The sequence below is a fragment of the Pectinatus brassicae genome (genome assembly GCF_014201835.1).
In the GTDB taxonomy this organism is placed as follows: Bacteria; Bacillota; Negativicutes; order Selenomonadales; family Selenomonadaceae; genus Pectinatus; species Pectinatus brassicae.
The window spans coordinates 18,120-41,160 of record NZ_JACHFH010000018.1 but is presented as its reverse complement, the minus strand read 5'-3'; the positions used below and the strand labels follow the sequence as shown (position 1 = coordinate 41,160).

General features: G+C 37.6%; 23 protein-coding genes and 1 other RNA gene. 9 read left to right on the top strand and 15 right to left on the bottom strand.

The features are described from left to right. The first annotated feature begins 8 nt into the window (after positions 1-8). From HNR32_RS07990 to HNR32_RS07955, 8 genes are read left to right on the top strand one after another with little or no spacing between them, the layout of a single operon-like run. Positions 9-1,106 carry an NADH-quinone oxidoreductase subunit D gene (locus tag HNR32_RS07990; protein ID WP_183861459.1) on the top strand — a complete coding sequence of 366 codons (1,098 nt, stop codon included), beginning with the start codon at positions 9-11 and terminating at the stop codon, positions 1,104-1,106. Positions 1,107-1,122: 16 nt separating this feature from the next. Further along, positions 1,123-2,157: an NADH-quinone oxidoreductase subunit NuoH gene (gene nuoH, locus HNR32_RS07985; protein ID WP_183861457.1), complete on the top strand. Its 1,035-nt coding sequence runs from the start codon at positions 1,123-1,125 to the stop codon at positions 2,155-2,157. A gap of 12 nt (positions 2,158-2,169) precedes the next feature. Next, entirely contained in the window at positions 2,170-2,574 is a 405-nt protein-coding gene (locus HNR32_RS07980) for a NuoI/complex I 23 kDa subunit family protein (protein WP_183861455.1), read from the top strand. Further along, positions 2,567-3,073 (top strand): NADH-quinone oxidoreductase subunit J family protein, encoded by a 507-nt coding sequence (locus HNR32_RS07975; protein ID WP_183861453.1) that lies wholly within the window; start codon positions 2,567-2,569, stop codon positions 3,071-3,073. The genes HNR32_RS07980 and HNR32_RS07975 overlap by 8 nt, the downstream gene beginning before the upstream one ends. Further along, on the top strand, positions 3,073-3,384 hold the full coding sequence (gene nuoK, locus HNR32_RS07970) for an NADH-quinone oxidoreductase subunit NuoK (protein WP_183861451.1): 312 nt from the start codon (positions 3,073-3,075) through the stop codon (positions 3,382-3,384). Before HNR32_RS07975 ends, nuoK begins: the two co-directional genes overlap by 1 nt. Before the next feature lie 12 nt (positions 3,385-3,396). Next, positions 3,397-5,295, top strand: coding sequence for an NADH-quinone oxidoreductase subunit L (nuoL, locus tag HNR32_RS07965; protein ID WP_183861449.1), 1,899 nt, complete (start codon positions 3,397-3,399; stop codon positions 5,293-5,295). Beyond that, positions 5,295-6,833: a complex I subunit 4 family protein gene (locus HNR32_RS07960; RefSeq protein ID WP_183861447.1), complete on the top strand. Its 1,539-nt coding sequence runs from the start codon at positions 5,295-5,297 to the stop codon at positions 6,831-6,833. The genes nuoL and HNR32_RS07960 overlap by 1 nt, the downstream gene beginning before the upstream one ends. Continuing rightward, on the top strand, positions 6,833-8,254 hold the full coding sequence (locus HNR32_RS07955; protein ID WP_183861445.1) for an NADH-quinone oxidoreductase subunit N: 1,422 nt from the start codon (positions 6,833-6,835) through the stop codon (positions 8,252-8,254). The genes HNR32_RS07960 and HNR32_RS07955 overlap by 1 nt, the downstream gene beginning before the upstream one ends. A 135-nt stretch (positions 8,255-8,389) precedes the next feature. Here HNR32_RS07955 and hutH read toward each other — a convergent pair whose 3' ends face one another. Continuing rightward, on the bottom strand, positions 8,390-9,919 hold the full coding sequence (gene hutH, locus HNR32_RS07950; RefSeq protein ID WP_183861444.1) for a histidine ammonia-lyase: 1,530 nt from the start codon (positions 9,917-9,919) through the stop codon (positions 8,390-8,392). A 378-nt stretch (positions 9,920-10,297) separates the two neighbouring features. Between hutH and HNR32_RS07945 the strand changes: the two genes are divergently transcribed. After that, a complete protein-coding gene (locus HNR32_RS07945) occupies positions 10,298-11,407 on the top strand; it encodes an iron-containing alcohol dehydrogenase family protein (protein WP_183861442.1) in 1,110 nt (369 codons plus the stop codon). A gap of 26 nt (positions 11,408-11,433) precedes the next feature. Here HNR32_RS07945 and HNR32_RS07940 read toward each other — a convergent pair whose 3' ends face one another. From HNR32_RS07940 to HNR32_RS07875, 14 genes are all read right to left on the bottom strand, one after another. Next, a complete protein-coding gene (locus tag HNR32_RS07940) occupies positions 11,434-12,672 on the bottom strand; it encodes a tRNA nucleotidyltransferase/poly(A) polymerase-related protein (RefSeq protein WP_183861440.1) in 1,239 nt (412 codons plus the stop codon). Between the two features lie 68 nt (positions 12,673-12,740). Beyond that, complete coding sequence (thrB, locus tag HNR32_RS07935) at positions 12,741-13,652, bottom strand: homoserine kinase (protein WP_183861437.1); 912 nt, start codon at positions 13,650-13,652, stop codon at positions 12,741-12,743. Between the two features lie 2 nt (positions 13,653-13,654). Then, entirely contained in the window at positions 13,655-14,956 is a 1,302-nt protein-coding gene (locus tag HNR32_RS07930) for a homoserine dehydrogenase (RefSeq protein WP_183861435.1), read from the bottom strand. Between the two features lie 100 nt (positions 14,957-15,056). After that, on the bottom strand, positions 15,057-15,524 hold the full coding sequence (locus HNR32_RS07925; protein ID WP_183861433.1) for an ACT domain-containing protein: 468 nt from the start codon (positions 15,522-15,524) through the stop codon (positions 15,057-15,059). Positions 15,525-15,805: 281 nt separating this feature from the next. Then, positions 15,806-16,750 carry a chemotaxis protein gene (locus HNR32_RS07920; protein WP_183861431.1) on the bottom strand — a complete coding sequence of 315 codons (945 nt, stop codon included), beginning with the start codon at positions 16,748-16,750 and terminating at the stop codon, positions 15,806-15,808. Positions 16,751-16,891: 141 nt separating this feature from the next. After that, positions 16,892-17,782 (bottom strand): CvfB family protein, encoded by an 891-nt coding sequence (locus HNR32_RS07915; protein ID WP_260162622.1) that lies wholly within the window; start codon positions 17,780-17,782, stop codon positions 16,892-16,894. Further along, positions 17,772-18,152 carry a ribosome silencing factor gene (gene rsfS / locus HNR32_RS07910; RefSeq protein ID WP_183861428.1) on the bottom strand — a complete coding sequence of 127 codons (381 nt, stop codon included), beginning with the start codon at positions 18,150-18,152 and terminating at the stop codon, positions 17,772-17,774. Before rsfS ends, HNR32_RS07915 begins: the two co-directional genes overlap by 11 nt. A 15-nt stretch (positions 18,153-18,167) precedes the next feature. After that, complete coding sequence (locus tag HNR32_RS07905) at positions 18,168-19,163, bottom strand: LCP family protein (RefSeq protein WP_183861427.1); 996 nt, start codon at positions 19,161-19,163, stop codon at positions 18,168-18,170. Further along, entirely contained in the window at positions 19,156-19,734 is a 579-nt protein-coding gene (gene yqeK, locus HNR32_RS07900) for a bis(5'-nucleosyl)-tetraphosphatase (symmetrical) YqeK (protein WP_183861425.1), read from the bottom strand. Before yqeK ends, HNR32_RS07905 begins: the two co-directional genes overlap by 8 nt. A gap of 100 nt (positions 19,735-19,834) precedes the next feature. Further along, an RNA gene (rnpB, locus tag HNR32_RS07895) (RNase P RNA component class A) lies at positions 19,835-20,187 on the bottom strand. Between the two features lie 42 nt (positions 20,188-20,229). Then, entirely contained in the window at positions 20,230-21,039 is an 810-nt protein-coding gene (locus HNR32_RS07890; protein WP_183861423.1) for a TrmH family RNA methyltransferase, read from the bottom strand. 156 nt (positions 21,040-21,195) lie between these two features. Further along, positions 21,196-21,795 carry a Holliday junction branch migration protein RuvA gene (ruvA, locus tag HNR32_RS07885; protein WP_183861421.1) on the bottom strand — a complete coding sequence of 200 codons (600 nt, stop codon included), beginning with the start codon at positions 21,793-21,795 and terminating at the stop codon, positions 21,196-21,198. A gap of 9 nt (positions 21,796-21,804) precedes the next feature. Further along, complete coding sequence (gene ruvC, locus HNR32_RS07880) at positions 21,805-22,299, bottom strand: crossover junction endodeoxyribonuclease RuvC (protein WP_183861419.1); 495 nt, start codon at positions 22,297-22,299, stop codon at positions 21,805-21,807. Positions 22,300-22,304: 5 nt separating this feature from the next. Further along, positions 22,305-23,039 carry a YebC/PmpR family DNA-binding transcriptional regulator gene (locus tag HNR32_RS07875; protein ID WP_183861417.1) on the bottom strand — a complete coding sequence of 245 codons (735 nt, stop codon included), beginning with the start codon at positions 23,037-23,039 and terminating at the stop codon, positions 22,305-22,307. Positions 23,040-23,041: the final 2 nt, after the last annotated feature.

The following is a 23,041-nucleotide window of genomic DNA, read 5'->3' as shown; positions in this document are numbered from 1 at the left end:
ATGTTGCTATGATACAGACAGAAAGTTATAAATTATCTATGGGACCTGTACACCCAAGTACCCATGGGGTTTTGCAGGTTTGGCTGACACTTGATGGGGAAAGAATTTTAAGGGCAGATCCCTGTATGGGCTATCTGCACCGAGGCATTGAAAAATTACTGGAAAAACGTACATATTTTCAATGCCTGCCCTATACCGATAGACTTGATTATGTATCAGCTATGAACAATAATCTTGGTTACTGCAGTGCTGTGGAAAAATTGGCGCAAATTGAAGTTCCTAAAAGAGCACAGTACATAAGAGTGATAATGGCCGAATTAAATCGTATAGCCAGCCATATGATTTTTATTGGTTCATTGGCTGTGGATTTAGGTGCTACGACTGGAATGATTTACCCTTTTCGTGATCGGGAACGAATTTTGGATATATTTAATGAATTGTGCGGAGCACGCATGACCTATTCATATATCAGGATAGGCGGAGTAAAATCTGATTTAGCAGTAAAAGTAATTAGCATGATAGATGATTTTTTGGCAAAATTGACTGATATGATTGATGAATATAATGATTTACTTACAGGCAATGAAATTTTTCAATATCGCTTAAAAAATACCTCAATACTGACGGCTAAACAGGCAATGGAATTGGGAATAACAGGACCTATGCTTAGAGCCAGCGGCGTCAGCTACGATTTGCGCAAGGATAATACATATTGTTCTTATGAGGATTTTGATTTTTCAATTCCATTAGGAGAAAAGGGCGACAATTGGGATAGATACATTGTCAGGCTTAAAGAAATGTCAGAAAGTGCCAAGATAATAAAGCAGGCACTGGCTGGATTGCCAACAGGTGAATTTATGGCTAAGGTTCCTAAAGTGCTGAAACCACCTAAAGGTGAAGTTTATGATGTAACTGAGGGGCCACGCGGTGAGGTCGGTTACCATATAGTAAGTGATGGTTCGGCAAAACCCTATCGGGTTCATATCAGAAGACCGTCATTTATCAATTTGCAGGCGCTTGACATAATGTGCCGTGGTTATTTAGTTGGTGACGTTGTAGCGGCCATGTCAACAATTGATCCGATAATGGGAGAAGTGGACTGTTAAACTTGGAGGTGAAAAAATGCAGGGTGGTTTATTGGTGATATTAACTGATAAATTGTTTTATGGAATAAATTATTTATCAGGCAATGAATTTATTAGCCAGCTGATAATGGTAATAGTCCAGATTATGGCAATATTTGCCGTTATTTCTTTGGCAGCAATTATACAGGTTTATATGGAAAGACGTATTTGTGGTTTTATACAGGATCGACTTGGACCAAATCGTGTTGGTCCTTGGGGATTATTACAAACAGTAGCGGATATGATAAAACTTATGGGGAAGGAAGATATCATTCCTGTTAAAGCCCAGCGTATTTTATGGGGGATAACGCCCATGCTGTTATTTATTCCAGCAGCACTTATATATGCGGTATTTCCTTTTGACGATGGGGCTGTTTTTGTCGATCTTAATGTGGGGATATTTTTTGTTATGGCAGTTATGTCTCAGTCGGTATTGATGTTCTTATTAGGTGGATTTGCCTCGGAAAATAAATATTCCTTTATGGGAGCGATGCGGGCGGTCGCACAAATGCTTAGCAGTGAAATACCCATGGCGTTTGCTGTTTTGGCGGTGGTCATGGTTTCAGGTTCACTTAAAATGACGGATATTGTAGCGGCACAGTCAAATATGTGGTTTATAGCAGTAGAACCTTTGGCCTTTATTATTTTTACAATATCAATATTAATGGAAATTAACAGGACACCTTTTGATTTAGTAGAAGGAGAATCAGAAATTATTGCTGGACCGTTTACGGAATATAGCGGAATGCGTTGGGCACTGTTTTTTTTAGCAGAATATGCCAATCTTTTAAGTGCAGCAATATTAACGGTAACTTTATTTTTAGGTGGTTGGCATGGTCCTGTATTGCCGGGAATATTATGGTTTTTAATAAAAGTATTTTTAGTTATTTTTTTATTTATGTGGATACGCTGGACTTATCCGCGCACCAGAATTGATCAGATGATGGCATTGAGCTGGAAGGTGTTATTACCATTAGCGTTGTTTAATATAGCAGCGACAGGCATAGGGATATATATTTATAACTGGATGTAGAGGTGAGTATTTATGCAGGGAAAAGGCTTATTGGTAGGGCTGGCTGTTACGCTTAAACATTTCTTTGGCAAAAAAGAAACGGTACAGTATCCAGAAGAAAAAATACCGATGACGGAAGCGTTTCGCGGCGGTAAATTGCTGCTGGATGAAAAGAAGTGTATAAGCTGCAAATTATGTGCAATGGCCTGTCCTAATACAGCACTGGATTTAACTGTAGAGATAGATGAAAATAAAAAGCGGCATATGAAAAACTATATACATAAAGCGGGACGCTGTTTATATTGCAATTTTTGTGTTGAGGCTTGTCCGGTAGATGCACTTAGCTGGGATAAAAATTATGAGAATTCTTGTTATTATAGGGAAAATTTAACATATGATGCTGTAGAAAATAATAGGAAGGATGAGAAAAATGGCTGATACGATGGCATCAATTATATTTTATATATTGGCAATAATAATAGTTGTTGCTGCCTGGGGCATAATTTATTGCAAAAATCTCGTTCATTCAGCATTGTCAATGACATTATGTTTTATTGCTATCGCCGGATTATATGCACTGATGCAGGCCGATTTTTTAGCTGCGGTGCAAATAATGATATATGCGGGAACAGTAGTTATATTGATTGCATTAGGCATAATGATGACAAGGCGCATTTCTATGGACAGGACTAATATGCCTGAACGCAGATATATGATATGGACTGCATTAATTACAGGTGGATTATTTACTTGCTTAGGTATTATTTTTATAGAATATCCATTGGCGTCAGTAAATGTGAAACCAGAGGGAAATACTGTTGATGCAATTGCACAGCTGCTGCTGGGGAAATACATGTTATCGTTTGAAATTGCAGCAGTATTATTGTTAGCAGCTATGATTGGCGCAGTAGTATTGGCAAAGGGGGCCGATGAATAATGCATGTGGGGTTGACACAGGTTCTTATTTTAAGTGCACTGCTTTTTTGTATAGGATTATATGGGATTTTAGTGAAACGTAATTTATTTGCAATATTAATGTGTATAGAGATAATGCTAAATGCAGTAAATATAAATTTTGCGGCTTTTAATTATTTTTTGCCAATGCCTGATTTGTCGGGACAGGTTATGATGATTTTTTCAATAACGGTAGCTGCAGCAGAAGTGGCAGTTGGATTAGCCATTATTTTTAAGATTTACCATGATTTTAAAACAGTAAATATTGATAAAATAAATAATATGAAGGGATAAGGAGGGCAGACTATGGAATTATTTGCGCTTAATCATGCCTGGCTTATACCATTGGTTCCGGCAGCAGCTTTTATTATAATTGGTTTATTTTTCAAGGAATTTCATCAATTGTCGGCAGGAATTGCTGTGCTGGCGGGGACTTTTAGTTTTATAATGTCAGCAGCGGTTGTAATGGCCGTGTTAGATGCCGGAATAAGTGTAGAAATGCCTTTTATACAAAAAATACAATGGATAAAGATTGCCGGCATGCATTTTTCTATGGGGGTTATGATCGATCCTTTGTCAGCGATGATGTTGGTAGTTGTGTCATTGGTAGCACTTTTAGTGGAAATTTATTCCATCGGCTATATGAAGGGCGATAAAGGATATGGAAGATTTTTTGCCTATATTTCGTTATTTAGTGCATCAATGCTGGGACTTAATATTGCAGTTAATTTTTTGCAGATGTATGTATTTTGGGAACTGGTGGGACTATGTTCATATTTATTAATAGGTTTTTATTATTATCGTATATCAGCAAGAGAAGCAGCAAAAAAAGCGTTTATAACTACACGTATTGGTGATTTCGGTTTGCTTATCGGCATATTATCGCTGCAGATGGTATTTGGCACAGTTGATTTTATGGAACTGAGGCATATTTTACCAGTGTATATTGCGGCGAATGGGACAGGTTTATTGACAATTATTGGCATATTGTTATTTATTGGGCCCATTGGAAAATCAGGACAATTTCCGCTGCATGTATGGCTGCCTGATGCTATGGAGGGGCCAGCGCCTGTTTCAGCACTTATTCATGCGGCAACTATGGTCGTAGCTGGTGTGTATTTAGTCGCAAGAAGCTATTTTTTATTTGCACAGTTACCGGAGCTACTGCATTTGATTGCCTGGCTGGGGGCTTTTACTGCATTTTTTGCAGCTAGCATAGCCATAACACAGCGGGAAATAAAGCGTATTTTGGCTTATTCGACAATTAGCCAGCTTGGTTATATGATGATGGCTTTAGGTGTTGGTTCACTTACCGCTTCAATGTTTCATTTGTTGACACATGCTTTTTTTAAATCATTATTGTTTTTAGGTGCAGGGGCTGTCATGCATGCTATCAATGAAGAAGCAGATATCTTTAAAATGGGCGGGCTGCGCAAAAAAATGCCATTGGTTTTTGTTACAATGACTATCGGGGTGTTGGCTATTTCTGGATTGCCGCCTTTTGCGGGATTTTTTTCTAAGGATGAAATATTAGCGGCAGCAGCGGCAGTAAGTATGCCATTATATATCATTGGAACGATAACAGCTTTTATGACGGCATTTTATATGGCAAGATTGCTGTTTGTGGTATTTTGGGGCAAAGAACAGCATGGACACGTGCATAAAACATCATATTTTATGCAAATTCCATTAGCGGTACTGTCAATATTGGCAGCTTTTGCCGGAGCAGCAGGGTATGTGGGTGGTTTTGGCGATTGGGTGCGGTTTGGAGAAGCGATGCCGGAACATATGAATATTGGATTAGCCGGCATATCAACAGCGTTGTCAGTGGCAGCTATTGCCTTGGCTTGGCATATATATGTCAGTAAAAAATATTTGTCGGATATAATAGCCCAAAAAATGGGATTTATTTATACAGTCAGTTTTAATAAATATTATATTGATGAATTTTATGCCATATTATGCCGTATCTTCATAGATGGAATCGGCAAAATAATGTATTTTATTGATTTATATATTATTGACGGCATTGTTAATACAATGGCAGCACTGACTGTGTATTGCAGTAGAATTTTTTCGAAATTGCAGACGGGACAAATACAAACATATGTTGCTATATTTTTCTGTGGCGTTATTATTTTATTGGTATATACTATAGTGTTTTTTACTAAAATAAATGAACTTGCGGCTGGAGGTGGTTTTTAATGACAGATTCATTGTTGTCAATGATTTTACTTGCTCCGATAGTTGCGGTTGTACTGTTGTTATTTATACCGCCAACTGCGAAGAAAAGTATTAAACTTATCGCTGCAATGGCTACAGGAATAAGTTTGTTAATGACTATTTATGTTTATATTAACTATGATAATAACCTTGGCGGTATGCAATTTATGCAGTCAATTCCTTGGATAAGTGATTTAGGCGTGGCTTATACAGTAGGGGTTGATGGAATATCGCTGCCAATGCTGTTTTTGACAAATATAATTGGTTTTGCAGCTGTTTTTAGTTCTTGGAACATAAATGAACGGCCTAAAGAGTTCTTTATTTTATTGTTGATATTGCTCACAGGTGTTATGGGAACATTTATTGCCGGTGATTTATTTATATTCTTATTATGTTATGAATTAGTTGTTATTCCCATATACATTATGGTTATAATCTGGGGATCAACCAAACGGGTAAGCAAAGAATATGCCGGGATGAAGCTGACGATTTATTTATTGATCGGATCAGCTTTTATGCTGGTGGGAATAGTTGCTTTATATCTGCAGGCTTTTCCGGCAGGTATGCGTACATTCAGTATAGCAGCGTTGAGCCAGGCTCATTTATTGGGAACTTTAAGCCAATCGTTTCAAATTATCGTTTTTTTACTGTTATTAATAGGGTTTGGTACTTTACTATCGATGTTTCCCTTTCATACCTGGTCACCGGATGGATATGCAGGAGCACCAACGGCTGTATCAATGATTCATGCGGGGGTATTAAAGAAAATTGGCGGATATGGGCTTATTCGTCTAGGGCTTTTGGTTTTGCCAGCGGGAGCAAAATTTTGGGCACCGATTATAATAGTTTTGGCTTTGGGAAATGTCATATATGCAGCCTATGTAGCTATAGTACAAAAAGATTTGAAATATGTAATTGGTTATTCTTCAGTTTCGCATATGGGATATGTATTATTAGGTTTTGCCGCGTTGAATACAATAAGCTTGACCGGTGCTATTGCCAATATGGTAGCCCATGGCATAATGAGTGCATTGTTTTTTGCGATGATTGGTTATGTCTATGAAAAAACCCACAAACGCAGCATTGATAAATTACGCGGTTTAGCGCATCAAATGCCGCGTATTGCTGTCGGATTTATGCTGGCTGGAATGTCATCAGTGGGACTGCCGGGACTTATCGGCTTTATGCCCGAATATACAATTTTTTTGGGGTTGTTTAAGGTCTATCCATTCCTAGCTATTATTGCTGTTTCCGGAATAGTGTTTACAGCAATTTATATTTTGCGGGTATTGCAAAAAATCTTATTTGGACCAAGAAATTATGGCTTTGATGCTATTCCAGACGCTAAAGGCCCAGAAATGGTGCCGCTATTTGTATTGGGATCGGTATTAATTTTGTTTGGGATCTTTCCCCAATTATTGCTGGGGATGATAAATGGGACTATTGCACCATTACAGTCTTTTTTACAGGCTTTAAATAATGAGCCCTCTTTATTAGTGGTATGGGGAGGGATATGGTAATGAATATTTATATTTTATATCCGGAAATTACAGTTTTATTGCTGACCTTGTTAATCGTCATAATGGATTTATTATTGCCAGTGCAGGAAACACGACGCAGTTTGGCTTATATTGCAGTAATGGTATTGGGATGCTTGTTTATAAGTTTGTTTTATCAATATCATTTTGGCATATCACCATATTTTTATAATAAACTGTTTTACTTTGACAATTATGCCATATTTTTTAAGCAGTTATTTTTATTGGCAGTTATCTTTACTATAATGCTGTCTTTAGATTATGCAGATGATTTACGCTATAGCGGTGAATATTATGCCATGCTGTTATTTTCCCTGCTTGGCATGATGGTATTAGCTTCAGCCAATGATTTTGTGACGATGTTTATCGGTTTGGAATTGATGACGATAAGCTTTTATATACTGGCTGCCTTCAAAAATAATGATGAAAATTCTTCGGAAGCAGGTATTAAATATCTGATTATGGGGTCGGTGGCAACAGCTGTTACCCTTTATGGTATAAGCTTAATCTATGGTGCTGGTCATAGCCTTGATTTTAATGTATTAGCAGCAGAAACAAGATTTTTTGTGCCATTAATGCTGACAGGAATTGTTTTGCTAATAATTGGTATGTTTTTTAAATTATCGATTATGCCATTTCATATGTGGTCGCCTGATGTTTACGAAGGTGCGCCGACACCAATAACCGGTCTGTTGGCAATGGGGTCTAAGGCAGCGGCAATTGCCGTTTTCATTCGTATTTTATTTGTGGCATTTTTACATACTGCAAATTATTTTTTGCCAGTATTGGCAGTGTTTGCGGCTATTTGTATGATTGGCGGCAATATTGCCGCTATAAAACAGAAAAACATCAAAAGGATGCTGGCTTATTCATCGATTGCTCAGGTTGGTTATATATTGGTGGGATTTTGTGCAGCAAGTCCACAGGGAATAAAAAGTGTTTTATTTTATGTCTTTTTATATATAGTGGCTAATATCGGGGCATTTGCAGTGCTTACTGTAGTTGATAAACAAAATAAAGGAACCGATGATAAAGCAATTGCTGGTCTTAGCAAATCAGCACCGTTATTGGCAATGGTAATGACGATATCCCTGTTGTCAATGGCGGGGATTCCACCAACGGTTGGTTTTGTCGGGAAATTATATTTATTCTTGGCAGTTGTTGAGCAAGGCTATATCTGGCTGGCCTTTATTGGCTTTATTATGTCAATGATATCGGTATATTATTACCTCCGAGTAGTTAAAGTTATGTATATAGGAAAAGCAAATAACGACTATATCAATGTTTCAGCGGCAATAAAGATAACAGTAATAATAAGCATGCTGACAACTCTTTTACTGGGGATATGGCCGCAGTATCTATCTGTTTTGACTAATTTTGCGGCAATAAGCTTTGCTTTGTAAATCAATAAAAAGAGCAGTACTGCTAGTGGGCAGACTGCTCTTTTTATTTACAACATGTTATGCAGAAAATTTTTGGTTCGTTCTTGCTGAGGATTATTAAAAAGCTCATAGGGCGGGCCTTCTTAAATTTATAGTTTATTGCCAGTCTAAAGAACCAATACTTTGTTCTACTTTATCAACAAGTGTGCCCTTTTTTATCAGGCTGTATATTTTTTTGATTTCTGGTGATAAAAATCTGTCTTTGTCAAGATGAGGTACGATATTTCTAATGACGGCATGAGCTTTAGTTGTTCCTTTGCCTGGTGTCAAAGGAGCAAGAAAATCAATGCCTTGGGCTGCAGACATTATTTCAATTGCCAGCACATTAAAGACATTATCAATTATTTCAAGTGACTGGCGGGCAGCAATAGTTCCCATGCTGACGTGATCTTCTTGATTAGCAGAGGTGGGAATGGAGTCGGCACTGGCAGGATGGACAAGCACTTTATTTTCTGAAACGAGTGATGCAGCTACATATTGTGTTATCATAAGGCCGGAATCGACACCGGGAAAGGCTGTAAGGAAGGCTGGTAAATCACTAAGATGCATATCAAGCAGGCGGTTAGTGCGGCGTTCGGAAATATTGCCAAGTTCAGCCATAGCCAGTTTTAAATAATCCATTACAAGGGCAATGGGCTGACCATGAAAATTACCGCCGGAAATAGCTTCACCAGTATCAGGCATAATAATAGGATTATCGGTTACAGCGTTAATTTCTATGGTAAGCGTTCTGGCTGCTTGTTGCAGGGCTTCTTTAGAAGCACCATGGACTTGCGGTACACAACGTAATGAATAGGCATCCTGCACTTTACGGCAGTTTATATGTGAGGCAATAATTGCACTGTCTTGAGTGAGTTTTAAAATGTTATCAGTAGTTGCCAATTGACCGGGGTAAGGACGTACTTCACATATACGCCTATCAAATGCTGCTCGTGTGCCCTTTAATGCTTCGAGACTTAAGGCAGCTGCAATATCAGCAGTCTTGACTAAGGTAACGGCTTTGTCCCAGGCAATACAGCCTACTGCTGTCATGATTTGTGTACCATTAATAAGGGCAAGGCCTTCTTTGCCACCTAGTGTTATTGGTGATAAATTTTTAAGCTTTAAGGCATCAGCACCGGACATAAGTTTGCCGTCAACATAGGCTTCACCTTCCCCCAGCATTGTTAATACCATATGAGATAATGGGGCTAAATCACCACTGGCCCCAACGGACCCTTTACAGGGAATAGCCGGCGTAATATCGTTATTGAGTAAGGCTAAGAGCATTTTTACAGTCTCTAACCGGATGCCAGAGTAGCCTTTGGTCAGTGAATTAGCTCGCAGGAGAATAGCCGCTCGGACAATCTCTGGTGATAAATGTTCGCCGACACCAGTGGCATGGCTTAAGATTAAATTACGCTGCAATTGTTCGCGTTTATCTTTTTCAATAAATACGGTACTGAAATCGCCAAAGCCTGTTGATATACCATATACAGGCCGTTCGGTTTTTAAGATGTCATCGACAATTTTGCGGCTGGCAGTAATTTGTTCTTCGCCTGCGGGAGAAAGAGCAACAGTCTCTTTAAAACGGGAAACTTTGATTACATCATTTAGTGTTAAGGAATTACCATCTAATAAAATCATTGATTTTTATCGCTCCTTTAATATAGTAAAACTTTAAATTAATAAGATAATTAACGTAATAGAAAAATTGATAGGCTTATTCATGGAAAAAGAAAAATAAAAGATGCATATATATTGTAAAAATAGATATCATCTTAAGATAAAAAAAGACAAGGCAGCGAAGAATTTTATTCTTCAGACTACTTTGTCTTTTCTAATGAGTAGAATAGCATAAAATAAATAAAATTTCAATATAAAATTTATTTATTAATGAAAAAAGATATTATACCAAATATTTACAACGTTACAACTAAGTGCTATAATAATTAACCATATACCGTTGAAATTTACACAGACCAAGGAGATGAAAGATAAACTTTAAGGGAGGTTTATCCATATATGAGAGAAAATTATTCAGTTTATTTACCGCAGTATAGTGTGGGACCGAATTGCTATGATGAAATAGGTGCGGTTACTAAATATTTTGGCAAGAAAATTGTCATCATTGGCGGCATGACTGCTTTGCAAAAGGCAGAACCAGCTATAGTAAAGGCAATTGCCAAGGCTGGGCTGGAACATATGGCTACCATTTGGTATGGCGGCAATTCCAGTGAAAGTAATGTACAAAAAATGATTGATAATAAAGATGTTCAGGCTGCTGATATTATTTTTGGTGTAGGTGGTGGACGAGCTATTGATACAGCAAAAGCAGCTGCGGACACATTAGAAAAACCATATTTTTCTTTTCCAACTGTAGCTTCTAATTGCGCACCTTCTTCGGCTATTTCGGTATTATATAACGATGATGGTTCATTATCACGCTATTATTTTCCCAAACAATGCCCTTTGCATATATTTATCAATACAGCAATTATTGCTGATTCACCAGTAGAACTGTTGTGGGCGGGAATTGGTGATGCCTTATCCAAAGAGTGTGAAGTAGATTTAGCTGTTCGTGAGAAGGGAATATCGCATACACCGCTTATTGGGTACAAAGCAGCTACAGCCTGTACAACACCATTGCTGGAATATGGAGAAAAAGCGCTGGCAGCTATAGATAAAAAACAGCCATCTTATGAATTGGCACAGGTCGTACTTGATATTATTATTAGTACTGGTATTGCATCCAATATGACTTGTTCAGCTGTTGATAATAAAATTGAGTATTATTATAATTCATCATTGGCACACTGCTTTTATAATTCCTATATGGAATTACCACAGGGACATGATTATCGCCATGGCGCAGTTGTAGCATATGGTGTTTTGGTTTTATTGACTTATGATGGTCAGCTTGAATTACGCAATAAGATTGCGGCGTTTAATAAAAAAATGAAACTGCCGGTAACTTTGTCAGAAGTCGGTATAAGTAAAGACAGCGAAATTGATATGATTATTAATAAGGCGCCGGAAATAAATGAATGGAACTGTGTGCCATATAAAATGGATCAGCAAAAATATAAACAGGCGATATTAGCTGTTGACGAATATGGTAAAACACTGCAATAAAAAAGAGCATATTATGTGCTCTTTTTTTATTGCAGTGTTTTACTGTGCAGATATTCATTTACTAATTTTGTGCGTTCATTTTTAAGCCAGTCGGCAATTTGTTTTCCCTGCAATTGGGCGGGGCAATTAGACATATTAATATTATGAAATAATTTTAATATAAAATGGATATCCTGCAAGTAATTAGGCAGTTCCTTATTATCCACTTTGATAATTTTGCAGAATTCATCAATGCCTAAAGGATTTTTTTCGATAGCTGCAAGCATATCGGCTATTTTAGCTGGTTTTTGTAAACGGGCCGCCCTCATATGTTCTTTTATGACAAATTGGGCACTATTAAGCCAAAGTTTTGGCAGTGTAGTGCGTTTATTCCAATTAGCTAAAGCGGTTAAGCCAGTTTCTTCATGCTCGTAATGATGGGGCAGCATAGCAGCCGGCGTAAGTCCTTTGCCTAAATCATGGGCTAAGGCGGCAAAACGTGTATTAATATTATCCGTAAGCTGGGATATTTGTTTAAGTGCCAGCATAGTATGATTAAAACTGTCACCTTCTGGATGGTAAAAGGCTGGCTGAGTTTTTCCAATTAACGCAAAGATTTCTGGGAAGATAATCTGTAGTAGATTCGCTTTGTGCAGATAAATAAAAAAATTTGTAGGTTTTTTTGCAGCCAAGGCTCGTTTAAGCTCGTTAACAATACGTTCCCCCGGTTCTGCCTGTAATTCTTCAGCACATTTATACATTAGTTTTAAAGTAGACTCTTCAACAAAAAAATCAAGTTCAGCAGCTTGGCGGGCAGCACGCAGAGCTCTCACTGGATCTTCACTAAAATGTATTGAAGTGGCTTGGATGCGTTTAGCGTTGATGTCATCAGTACCATTAAAAGGGTCAATGATAAGTCTTTCCGGCAATTTTAATGCAATGCTGTTCATACGGGTATCGCGGCGCCATAAATCATTTTCTATTGTTATTGATGGCGTATATATAGTAGTAAAACCTTTATAACCAAGGCCTTTTTTTTCTTCCGTGCGGGCAAAGGCAATCTCACATTTTTTATTATTTATATTAAGCAAAAATACAGGAAATGATTTGCCGACTTTCTGTGCTTGTGGGAATAACTGGCAGAATAAATTTTCTGTAAGTTTGCATACAACGTAGTCTTTATCTTTAGCTGGTTTATTTCTTATCATATCACGAACCCAGCCACCAACAATATATATTTCACCATTATTTTCTGTTATAGTTTTTACAAAGTTGTCCTCAGTCAAAATATCCTCCCGTCACTTTTATAAAAAAAATAAAACCCGGTAAACGAGTTTTATTTTTTTATGTATTGTTAAATACGCATGGCACCCTGCGCATCAATATCCAGTATGAGATAATGTGAATCAATGGAATGCGCAGCAAAGGCTTTGACCATCGCTTCACCAATAGCATTTTCATTGTCAATTGTAAAAGCAATTAATGAAGGACCGGCTCCGCTTAAAGCAGCGCCAAGAGCACCCGCTTGTTCAGCAGCAGCAAAAACATCGTACATACCAGGAATTAATGCTGCACGATAGGGTTGATGCAGTTTATCGGCAAAAGCATAGCGCAAAACATCACTGCTGCCAGTACACATTGCAGCAACAAGGCTGGCAGCATGGGCAATATTAAAAGCGGCATCTTTTACTGAAATTTTTTCAGGCAAAACCTGGCGCGCTTTTTTTGTAGCCAAAAAGAATTCTGGTACAGCTACAATCATCTTTAGTGGTAGTTGGGGAATAAAGGAAAATGTTTTTACAGCATCATTTTCCTGTAAGCTTATAGTCATACCACCAAAAATAGCTGGCGCTACGTTATCAGGATGACCTTCAACATCGGTAGCTATTTTTAACATTTCTTCCTTGCTGAATGGTTCACCGACAGCTAGATTAAAAGCTAATATACCAGCAACAATGGCAGCGGCACTGCTGCCTAAGCCATGTGATAATGGTATATTATTATGCATCTTTATATGGGCACCTTTATATGAAGAATTTGTTTTTTGTAATAAATCCTTGATAACATGCCAGATGAGGTTGCTGTCATCTGTGGGCAGATATTGTTTGCCTTCACCGGAAACAGCTATTTCTAATACTTCATTTGTAAAAAGAGTAAGTTCAAGTTCATTGTAGATATTACAGGCAATACCCAATGCATCAAATCCCGGGCCGCAGTTAGCTGTTGTAGCAGGGACACGAACTTTTACGGTTTCGCTTTTTCCCAATTTTAGCCCTCCTGCTCATCGGTGTCTTGTACACGGATGACATTGCATATTTTATCAACAGCAGGTAATTTATTCAAAAGTTCTTCGGCTTTGCGTATCTTCGCTTCTTCAACTTTATGAGTGATAGCAACGATTTCTGCGGCTTTATTAACTTTTCTTTTTTGAATTACTGAGCTTAAGCTTACGCCGGTTTCGCCAAAGGCCATGGCAATAGCACCTAATACGCCCGGCTGATCATCAACTAATAAGCGGACATAATATGAGGAGGTTGTTTTTTCAATTGGACAGAATTTTTTGTGCTCATAACAGGTACAGCGGATGCGCCCATAACGATTTTTGACAATATCGCGGGCAACGTCAATAACATCTGCAACAACAGCAGATGCTGTCGGCAGCTGTCCGGCACCCTTGCCATAAAACATAGTATCACCAACTACGTTGCCACGTACGAATATAGCATTAAATTCATTACGGACAAAGGCCAAAGGATGATTTTGCGGCAATAGTGCCGGATGGACACGCACATCAATTCCTTTTTCATCTTCGCGGGCTATTGATAATAATTTTATGGTATAGCCTAATTCTTTGGCATAAGCAATATCCTGTGGTGTTATATGAGTGATACCTTCTGTGGATACTTTGTTGAGGCTTACTCGATTATTGAAGGCAATAGAAGCTAAGATGGCTGTCTTTCTAGCGGCATCAAGACCTTCTACATCAGCAGTAGGGTCAGCTTCAGCATAGCCCTTTTCCTGGGCATCTTTCAATACAGCATCATAACTGGCGTTTTCTTCGCTCATTTTTGTGAGCATATAGTTGGTAGTGCCGTTGACAATACCGATTACTTCAGTAATTTTATTGGCAGTAAGACATTGCTTAAGTGGTGTTATTATTGGAATACCACCAGCAACACTGGCTTCAAACATAAAATCAACATTGTTGGCTTCAGCAGTATCAAACATATCTTTACCAAATTGAGCAACAACATCTTTGTTAGCAGTAACAATATTTTTTCCTGCCTGCATAGCCTGTATCATATATTCACGTGCTGGATGCAGACCACCTAACAATTCAATGACAATCTTTATTTCGGGATCTTCTAAAATATCATTGATATTATCAGTAAATTTTACAGCATCAGCGTATTCACGTTTTTTATCTAAATTGCGGACTAAAACATGTGAAACAACGAGTTTAGCACCTACACGCGGTGTGATTTCGTCCATATTTTGCGACAAGACTTTAAGAACGCCTGTGCCGACTGTTCCACATCCCAAAAGACCAACTTTTATAATATTATTCATTCGCAAAATTATCCTTTCAAGCTGTATTATTATTTGTTCTGATTGATGATTAGGTATAGATTAGCGATATCAATAGTACTGCTTCCAGACCCTATAATAATTAAGCCTGACCAACTATTTCCAAGCGTCTGACACCTTCGACTACGCGTAATTTATCGAGTAGTGCTTCAAGGTCAATAGACATATTTTCGGTTTCAATTGATAGGGTTACATTAGCCATACCCTGTAAAGGTAAGCCCTGATTAATGGTAAGGATATTAGCAGCATCGGCTGAAATAATATTCAATACTTTTGATAGAACCCCTTTTTTATGATCAAGCATAAAGGAAATAGAAACAATTTTATTGAGACTGGCTTCATAAAATGGAAAAACAGAGTCTTTATATTTGTAGTAAGCACTGCGAGAAAGTCCTGTAGAAGCAATTGCTTCATTTATGGTAGCAGCATCACCGCGTTTTAGCATTTCATTTACTTTAATTGTCTTTTTTATGGCAGTAGGCAGGATATCTTCCTTTACTAGGAAAAATCCTGTATTTTTATTATTGATAATTTGTTTTCTTTTACGCATATAAATCCTCCGTGTTTATGCAATGGATAATGTTATTCTGAGAGAGGAATCTCCCTGTGATATTATAACGTGTTTTGGAAAAATTTTCTACCCCTAAAATGATATAATATTATTGTTTTTTTTTTATAATAGAGAAAATAGTGAGAATATACTTAGAAATTATATCTAAAAATACGCTCGTGATGGAAATAAAAAGCACCTCATCTTAAAAATATAACATAAGAGTAAGGTGCTTTTACAAAAAAGACATTTATTTACCGTATTAATAAGTTTTTAATGAATTACTTATTTGTAAAAATAATATCATCCATAAGATTTATTAACTGTCCGATTTCAGGTTTTGATATCTGGGCTGTTGCTCCTAAACGATCACCTTTTAGACGCATTTCTTCATTTATGAGAGATGAGAATAAGATAACAGGAGTTTTATTCAATACGTCATCTTCACGAACTAATTTGAGCATGCGATGACCATCCATCTGCGGCATTTCAATATCAGAAATAATCAAGGTAAGATGATCTTCAATGGAACCTGTTGCGTTCTTTAAGCTTGTTAGATATTCGTAAGCGGCTTTGCCTGTATTAAAATCACGAACAAATTCATAACCGGATTGATGCAGGGTATCTACTAAAAGATCACGCAGCATTTTAGAATCTTCAGCAATGACAATATGCTTAGTTTTACGTAACGACTGTAGGGAGCTATCAGCTTTATCAAAAGTAGATAGTTTCTGGTTTATTTCTGAATTGATTTCAGCAATGATTTTTTCAAAATCAAGCAGTAAAACAATTTTATCGGTCATTTTGATGACACCGACGATTACAGAATTATTACCGACTTCAGGTGATGGTTCCATATTTTTCCAGGAAATGCGATGAATACGAGAAACACTGTCAACTAAAAAACCAATATTATAATTATTTATTTCAGTGACAATTATGTTTTTCGGGTCATCAGAGCCTTGGGCATTTATTGCTCGGGCTAAATTAACCAGCGGCATAGCACGTCCGCGTAATGTGAAAAGTCCATCAACATAGGAATGGGCTGATGGCATAGCCGTTACAGGGACTCTGGTTATAACTTCACGAACTTTAGCTACATTAATACCATAGTAAACATCGCCAATATTAAATTCAACTATCTCAAATTCATTAGTGCCGCTTTCTAACAGAATACCCTTTTGGTTAGCGTTGCTGTCTAATACATCTGCTTCTATCTTTTGCATAGTTATACCTCCGATTTTTAAGTCATATAATTATCTTTTAATTACGGAACATATTTATAATCTATAATAACAAAAAATAATTGTCTATTAATGCATAATTCGGTAATTTTATTTTAAATCCTGCAAAAATATATAGTTAAACTATTTTTCTGAAGTTTTATTTAAGATAATCCAGCCGTCTTTTTCAGTGATAGTATCGTTTTTCATCAAATGACCAATAGCTCGTTTAAAAGCAGCCTTACTTATTTGGAAACGTTCTTTAATAATTTCAGGAGGAGTTTTATCACTGTACGGCATTTTGCCATCGTGTGCAATTAGTTCAGAAAGAATTTTTTCGGCATCAATAACGAGAGCTTTTTCCTTAATAGGCCGTAATGACGCGTTTAATCGGCCATCCTCACGTATATAGGTAACACGTGCCGAGATTTCAGCACCAACATGTGGATGGACAGGCATTTCCTTTTCAGGAATAAAAGCAATATAACGTTCAGTAGTAAACATAAAAGCACCATCTTCAGTTATATTATAGATAGAACCATCAATGGCAGCGCCTATTTGTAAATCAGCTGGAGCTGGTTTAGATGCTCGTCTAAGTTCATCTTCCACGACCATAGTCATGGCTAAGCGTCCTGATTTATCAGTATACAGCTTAGCCCAAACAATATCACCAATACTTAATTTACCGCGGGTACCGGCATAAGGCAGGAAAATGCCACGTTCAGCACCAACATCCAAGAACGCCCCGTCCTTAGAAATATTTATGACTTTTACGCGGGCAATTTGCCCTTCCTTCATTTTAGGAATACGCATACTGGCCGTAAGACGTCCCTTAGGATCTTTATAAAGAAATACTGTAATAGTATCGCCAATTTCCACGGCAGCGGTCTGCTGAGTGTGATGAAGTAAAATATCGTCAGAAGTGTTGCCGGTTTGTGCATCTAAAAATGCACCCATATCATTTTTTCGTACTACTGTTAAAGTAGCAACAGTGCTGGCAAAAAATTTTTTTTCAGCAAAATTATTATTCTTCATATTGTGTGAGCTGGGCATCGCCCCAGAGGTTTTCCAATCCATAGAATTCACGACTTTCTTCAGTAAAAATGTGAGCTACGCAATCGCCGTAATCAAGCAATATCCATTCGCCCGTTTTATAGCCTTCGGTGTGAAGACAATGCTCTCCAGCTAAGCGGAGCTGTTCATCAATATTATCAGCGATGGCTTTTGCCTGGATAGCAGAGCGGCCGTTACAGACAATAAAGTAATTGGCAGAGGTGGTAAGCGGCTCCATATTCATAATACAGACATGTTGAGCTTTTTTGTCAAAAGCAGCCTTAGCAATCAGATTACTCTTATCAAGAGAGGTTTTTATTGTTTTTTGTTTTGGTTTAATTATAAGAATCATACCTTTCTGGAATTATTATTTATCATTTATAAAAAATAGCTTATTAATAGCAGCGTTAATTGTATCGGCTGGAGCAGGGAGCCAATAGTGACCATCAGCGGAAAAATGTCCGGGCAGGATTTTTATGGTTAATGAATTTTTATTTATGGCCCAAAGATAATTTTTTATATTACCTGGACTTAATAAATCAGTATTGGTAATAAGCGATTTATTAATTATACTGATAGTTGATGGGATATTAAATAGAAAATCACTGGAATAGACATAATCCGGCAATTTTTGCAGAAAATCTTTTTGGCGTTCAGCTTTGCTGATATCATTTAGGTCATCACTGCGATATTGCAGATATTCGAGCAGCTGTTTACTGTTGAGGTGCTGATAGCCTTGTTTAAGATGAATGGAGGTGTTTCCCGGGATATCTTCATAATTCATATCAGTGGGAACATATAGGTCAAAACCATTAAATCCGGCCAGCAGCTGCAGTAAAGTAGACTCATCCATTATAATATACTGGGTAATATTTATACCTAAAAGCTTAGAAACAGCCTGCATGGTATTAGCAATACCTGTTTTTTGGACATCGCCGATTGCCATATATGATTTATTAGCAGAAATAGCTGTATTAACAGGTATTTGTAATATGGAAATACTATTGTCGTTGTGGTTAATATTAAACAGGAACATCGTGCTGGCATTATCATTAAGGTTATTATAGTCTTTAATGCCAATAAATAAAATATTATCTAGCTGTTTATAAGCAAGCGGTATTTTGGGTGTCGCTGAGGTTTGCGCATTGGCAGCATGGGTATTTTGGTATTGAGTATAAGCTTTCTCAGCAGAAGCATATAAACTAATACTGCTATCATAAAGCCACATGCCAGCACGGATAATTCCCCAGCATAGTCCACCTATTAGACATAAAAATAAAATTATGCGCCAAAGTTTAGGGCGGCGCTGTTTGCGAACAACTTTTTTATCGACAGCAGAAACACGTCTTTTATTATTAGCCATGATTAATGTTTTTGGCAATTAAAGTATTGCGTGCTAAAATTGTTTGTGGATGAATCATCAGTCCTCTTTGCAGAATAAATGCTAAGGAATCATTAAAGGCATTTAACATGATTGTATCAAGATCTGAGGTTTTTATAAGATCACGCAGACGATTGACTGATTCGTATTGACGATGCGGTTCAATCATATCAGCAAGATAAATGATTTTTGCTAAATCCGTCATATCAGCGCTGCCGGTAGTGTGCAGTCTTATAGCATCAAGAATATCATTGTCATCAATACCATATTTTTCTTGAGCCATGATAGCGCCTAAGCGCGCATGTAATAAAATTGGCTGGTGTTCTTCAATAAGACCAATTTTTATCTGACGTTTTTGGGCAACCTCGATAAGCGAAGACGTTGGAATTTCTCTAGCGCAATCGTGCAAAATGCCGGCGAGTTTTGCACGCTGTTCGTCGACATTAAAACGTTGGGCAAGTTCTATCGCTGTATCACTAACACTGAGAGAATGAATATATCGACTTTCCTTAAGAGTGTTTTTTAAAGTTTTTACAATGTCAATATAGTCCAAGGCTGAGTAGCTCCTTTTTATTTATATACAATTAATAAAATAATAACTTTATTTAATAAATAGGGTTAATAAAAAATAAACTGCCGCAAGGCAGTTTATTGTTATGAGTGATCAATAAGCCGAGTTCTGTATCCGCGTGGCGGTGATAATCATTTATCTAGATTGATAGTTGCCCATCAATTCAAGCGACACAACCCGGAAGGATCAGCGGGCCGCCTCATCCCTTCCCTATTCGGTCTTGCTCCATATGGGGTTTACCAAAGCCATATAGTTACCTATATGCTGGTGCGCTCTTACCGCACCTTTCCATCCTTACCTGTTGCCAGGCGGTTTAAATTTCTATAGCACTGTCCCTAAGGTCACCCTCGCCGGACGTTATCCGGCATATTTGCCCTGTGGAGCCCGGACTTTCCTCAGATGTTAAAAAACACCCGCGATTATCTTTCACACTCATAATGCTATACACTGAAATTATAACATTGATTAAAATGCCTGTCAATTAGTGTGTTTTTGCCGCATGATTTCATACATTATCATGGCAGCAGCACAGGAAGCATTTAAAGATTCACTTTTCCCATACATAGGGATATAAATATGTTTGGCAGCAGCAAGTTTTATTTGCTCGGATACACCAGCGCCCTCATTGCCAACTGCTATAGCCGTTGCAGTTTTGGTATAGTCAACATCAAAGCAGGCAGCAGCTGTATTTGATAAAACAGTGGCAAGCAATGTGATATTGTTTTTCGTAATAAAATCTTCCAGATCAGCAGGTGTTATTTTATCGACAATAGGCAGGTGAAATAATGCGCCCATTGTTGCACGTGTTACTTTGGGAGAATAGATGTCAACGGTGCCTTTCAGGCTGATGATGGCATCAATGCCGGCAGCATCGGCAGTACGAATGATTGTACCAGTGTTACCAGGGTCTTGTAACTGGTCGAGAACAATAAAAGTACTATTTTCTTTCAATGATAAATTCGTCAATTCTACATTATTTTTATAAACGCAGGCAACAATGCCCTGAGGGGTATCGGTATCAGCTAACTTATTAAAAACAGCTGGGGTTACTTCGTGCATGAAGCATTTTGTCTGGGCTAAATTATTGATAAGGGCAGCACCACGTTCGTTGTCAAGAATAGTTGGCAAATAAAAACATTCGTTTATTTGGGCATTGCAGGCTAAGGCTGTTTCGATAAGACGGATGCCTTCGATTAAAAATAAATTAGTTTTGTCGCGAAATTTTTTTTGTTTTAAGGCCGCGGCATTTTTTATTTGGATATTGTCGGGGCTGGTAATTGTAGTCATAATCTTTCCTTTAAAAAATAAATTTGTTTATATATTTTATTCAATGTAAGTAATTATAGTGATAATAACAGTATTTGTATATAATTTTTTATAAAAATCAGTGTAATATAAAACAAGGACTTGGTTTAAGCGCAATAGCTCCAACCAAGTCCTTGTTTACATGCTTAATTCTTTTAAGGCGAACTTTATAATTTCTTCAACTGAAGTTAAATTGTGAGCTTTTTTAAGAACAACAGCTGTTTCCTGTGGCGTATAGCCAAGCGATATTAAGGCTTTTTTGGCATCAGACCAAATATCAGGTAAACTATCAGCTGCTGGCATATCAACTGGGGCGAAGATACCAGTATCATTAGTAATAGCAGTAAATTTATCTTTTAGCTCCAAAATAATGCGCTCGGCGGTTTTTTTACCAATGCCGGGAGCAGCAGTTAATAATGATGGCTGTTTGTTCTGCACTGCCCAAATGATTTTGTCAGTATTCATAGATGACAAAATGCTCAGTGCAGCTTTTGGTCCAATGCCTGATACAGAAATAAGCTGATTAAAAATATCATATTCATTTTGGTTAGAAAAACCATAAAGCTGCAGAGCATCTTCACGTACATTTAAATAAGTATAAATAGTTATTTCACTGCCAATATTTAATTGCGAGCGGGTAGAGGCTGCAATGAGTACGCGATAACCAACGCCATTGACATCAATAAAACAAGCGTCAGAAAATAACTCAGTAATTTTTCCATGCAGGTAACCTATCATAAATTCTCCTTAATGGTTATTACGCCAAATAATATTGTTCATACAATGGGTAGTACAGATTGCAGCAGCCAATGCATCGGCAACATCATCAGGATGCGGTGGTTTTGGCAGATGTAATAGCTTGGTTACCATATATATGACTTGTTCTTTGGTTGCTTTGCCATAACCGACAACGGATTGCTTTATCTGCAGTGGTGTACGTTCAACAAGTTCAATATTATTTTGGGCAGCAGTTAGCAAGATAATGCCGCGGGCTTGTCCAACCGGAATAGCTGTAGTTACATTACGATTAAAAAATAACTGCTCAACGCCCATAACATCAGGCTGGTATTTTTTTATTAAAGCAGTAAGCTCAGTATGAATTGTAAGAAGTCTGTCCTGTGGTCTGGCTTTAGGACTGGTAGTTATTGCACCATATTCCACGGCTTTAAGACGGCTGCCAGACAGCTCTACAAAGCCATAGCCGCAAATTGCGGTGCCAGGGTCTATGCCAAGTGCTAACATAATTATTATTCTTGGTCGTCTATTTCATAGTTAGCATAGACATTTTGTACATCATCATGTTCTTCTAAGGCGTCAATTAAGGTCAGCATTTTATCAGCATCTTTGCCTTCAAGTTTTACGGTGGTATCAGGTACCATAGTGATTTCTGATTGTACGGTTTCAATATTATTATCTTCTAGTGCTTGAGCGATGGCATCAAAATCATCAGGGGAAGCGGTTATTTCAAAGGAATCATCTTCAGCCTGAAAATCTTCAGCACCAGCTTCAAGGGCGATCATCATTAATGATTCTTCGTCATCAAAAACTTCTTTATCAACAATAAAAACAGATTTTTTATGGAACATCCAGCCAACGCAGCCGGTTTCACCAAGATTCCCACCGTATTTAGAAAATAGATGACGAATATCAGCTGCTGTACGATTACGGTTATCGGTCATAATATCAATCATAACGGCACTGCCGCCCGGGCCGTAGCCTTCATAGGAGAATTCTTCATAGCTGCTGCCATCAGTAGCGCCAAGACCTTTTTGAATAGCGCGCTGGATATTATCTTTAGGAATATTATTAGCTTTAGCCTTGGACAAAGCTAACTTAAGACGCATATTACCGGTAGGATCACCGCCGCCCATACGAACGGCAATTGTTATTTCACGACCTATTTTAGTAGTAACTTTACCGCGGATAGCATCATTTGCTCCCTTTTTTCTTTTTATATTGGCCCATTTTGAATGTCCTGACATTA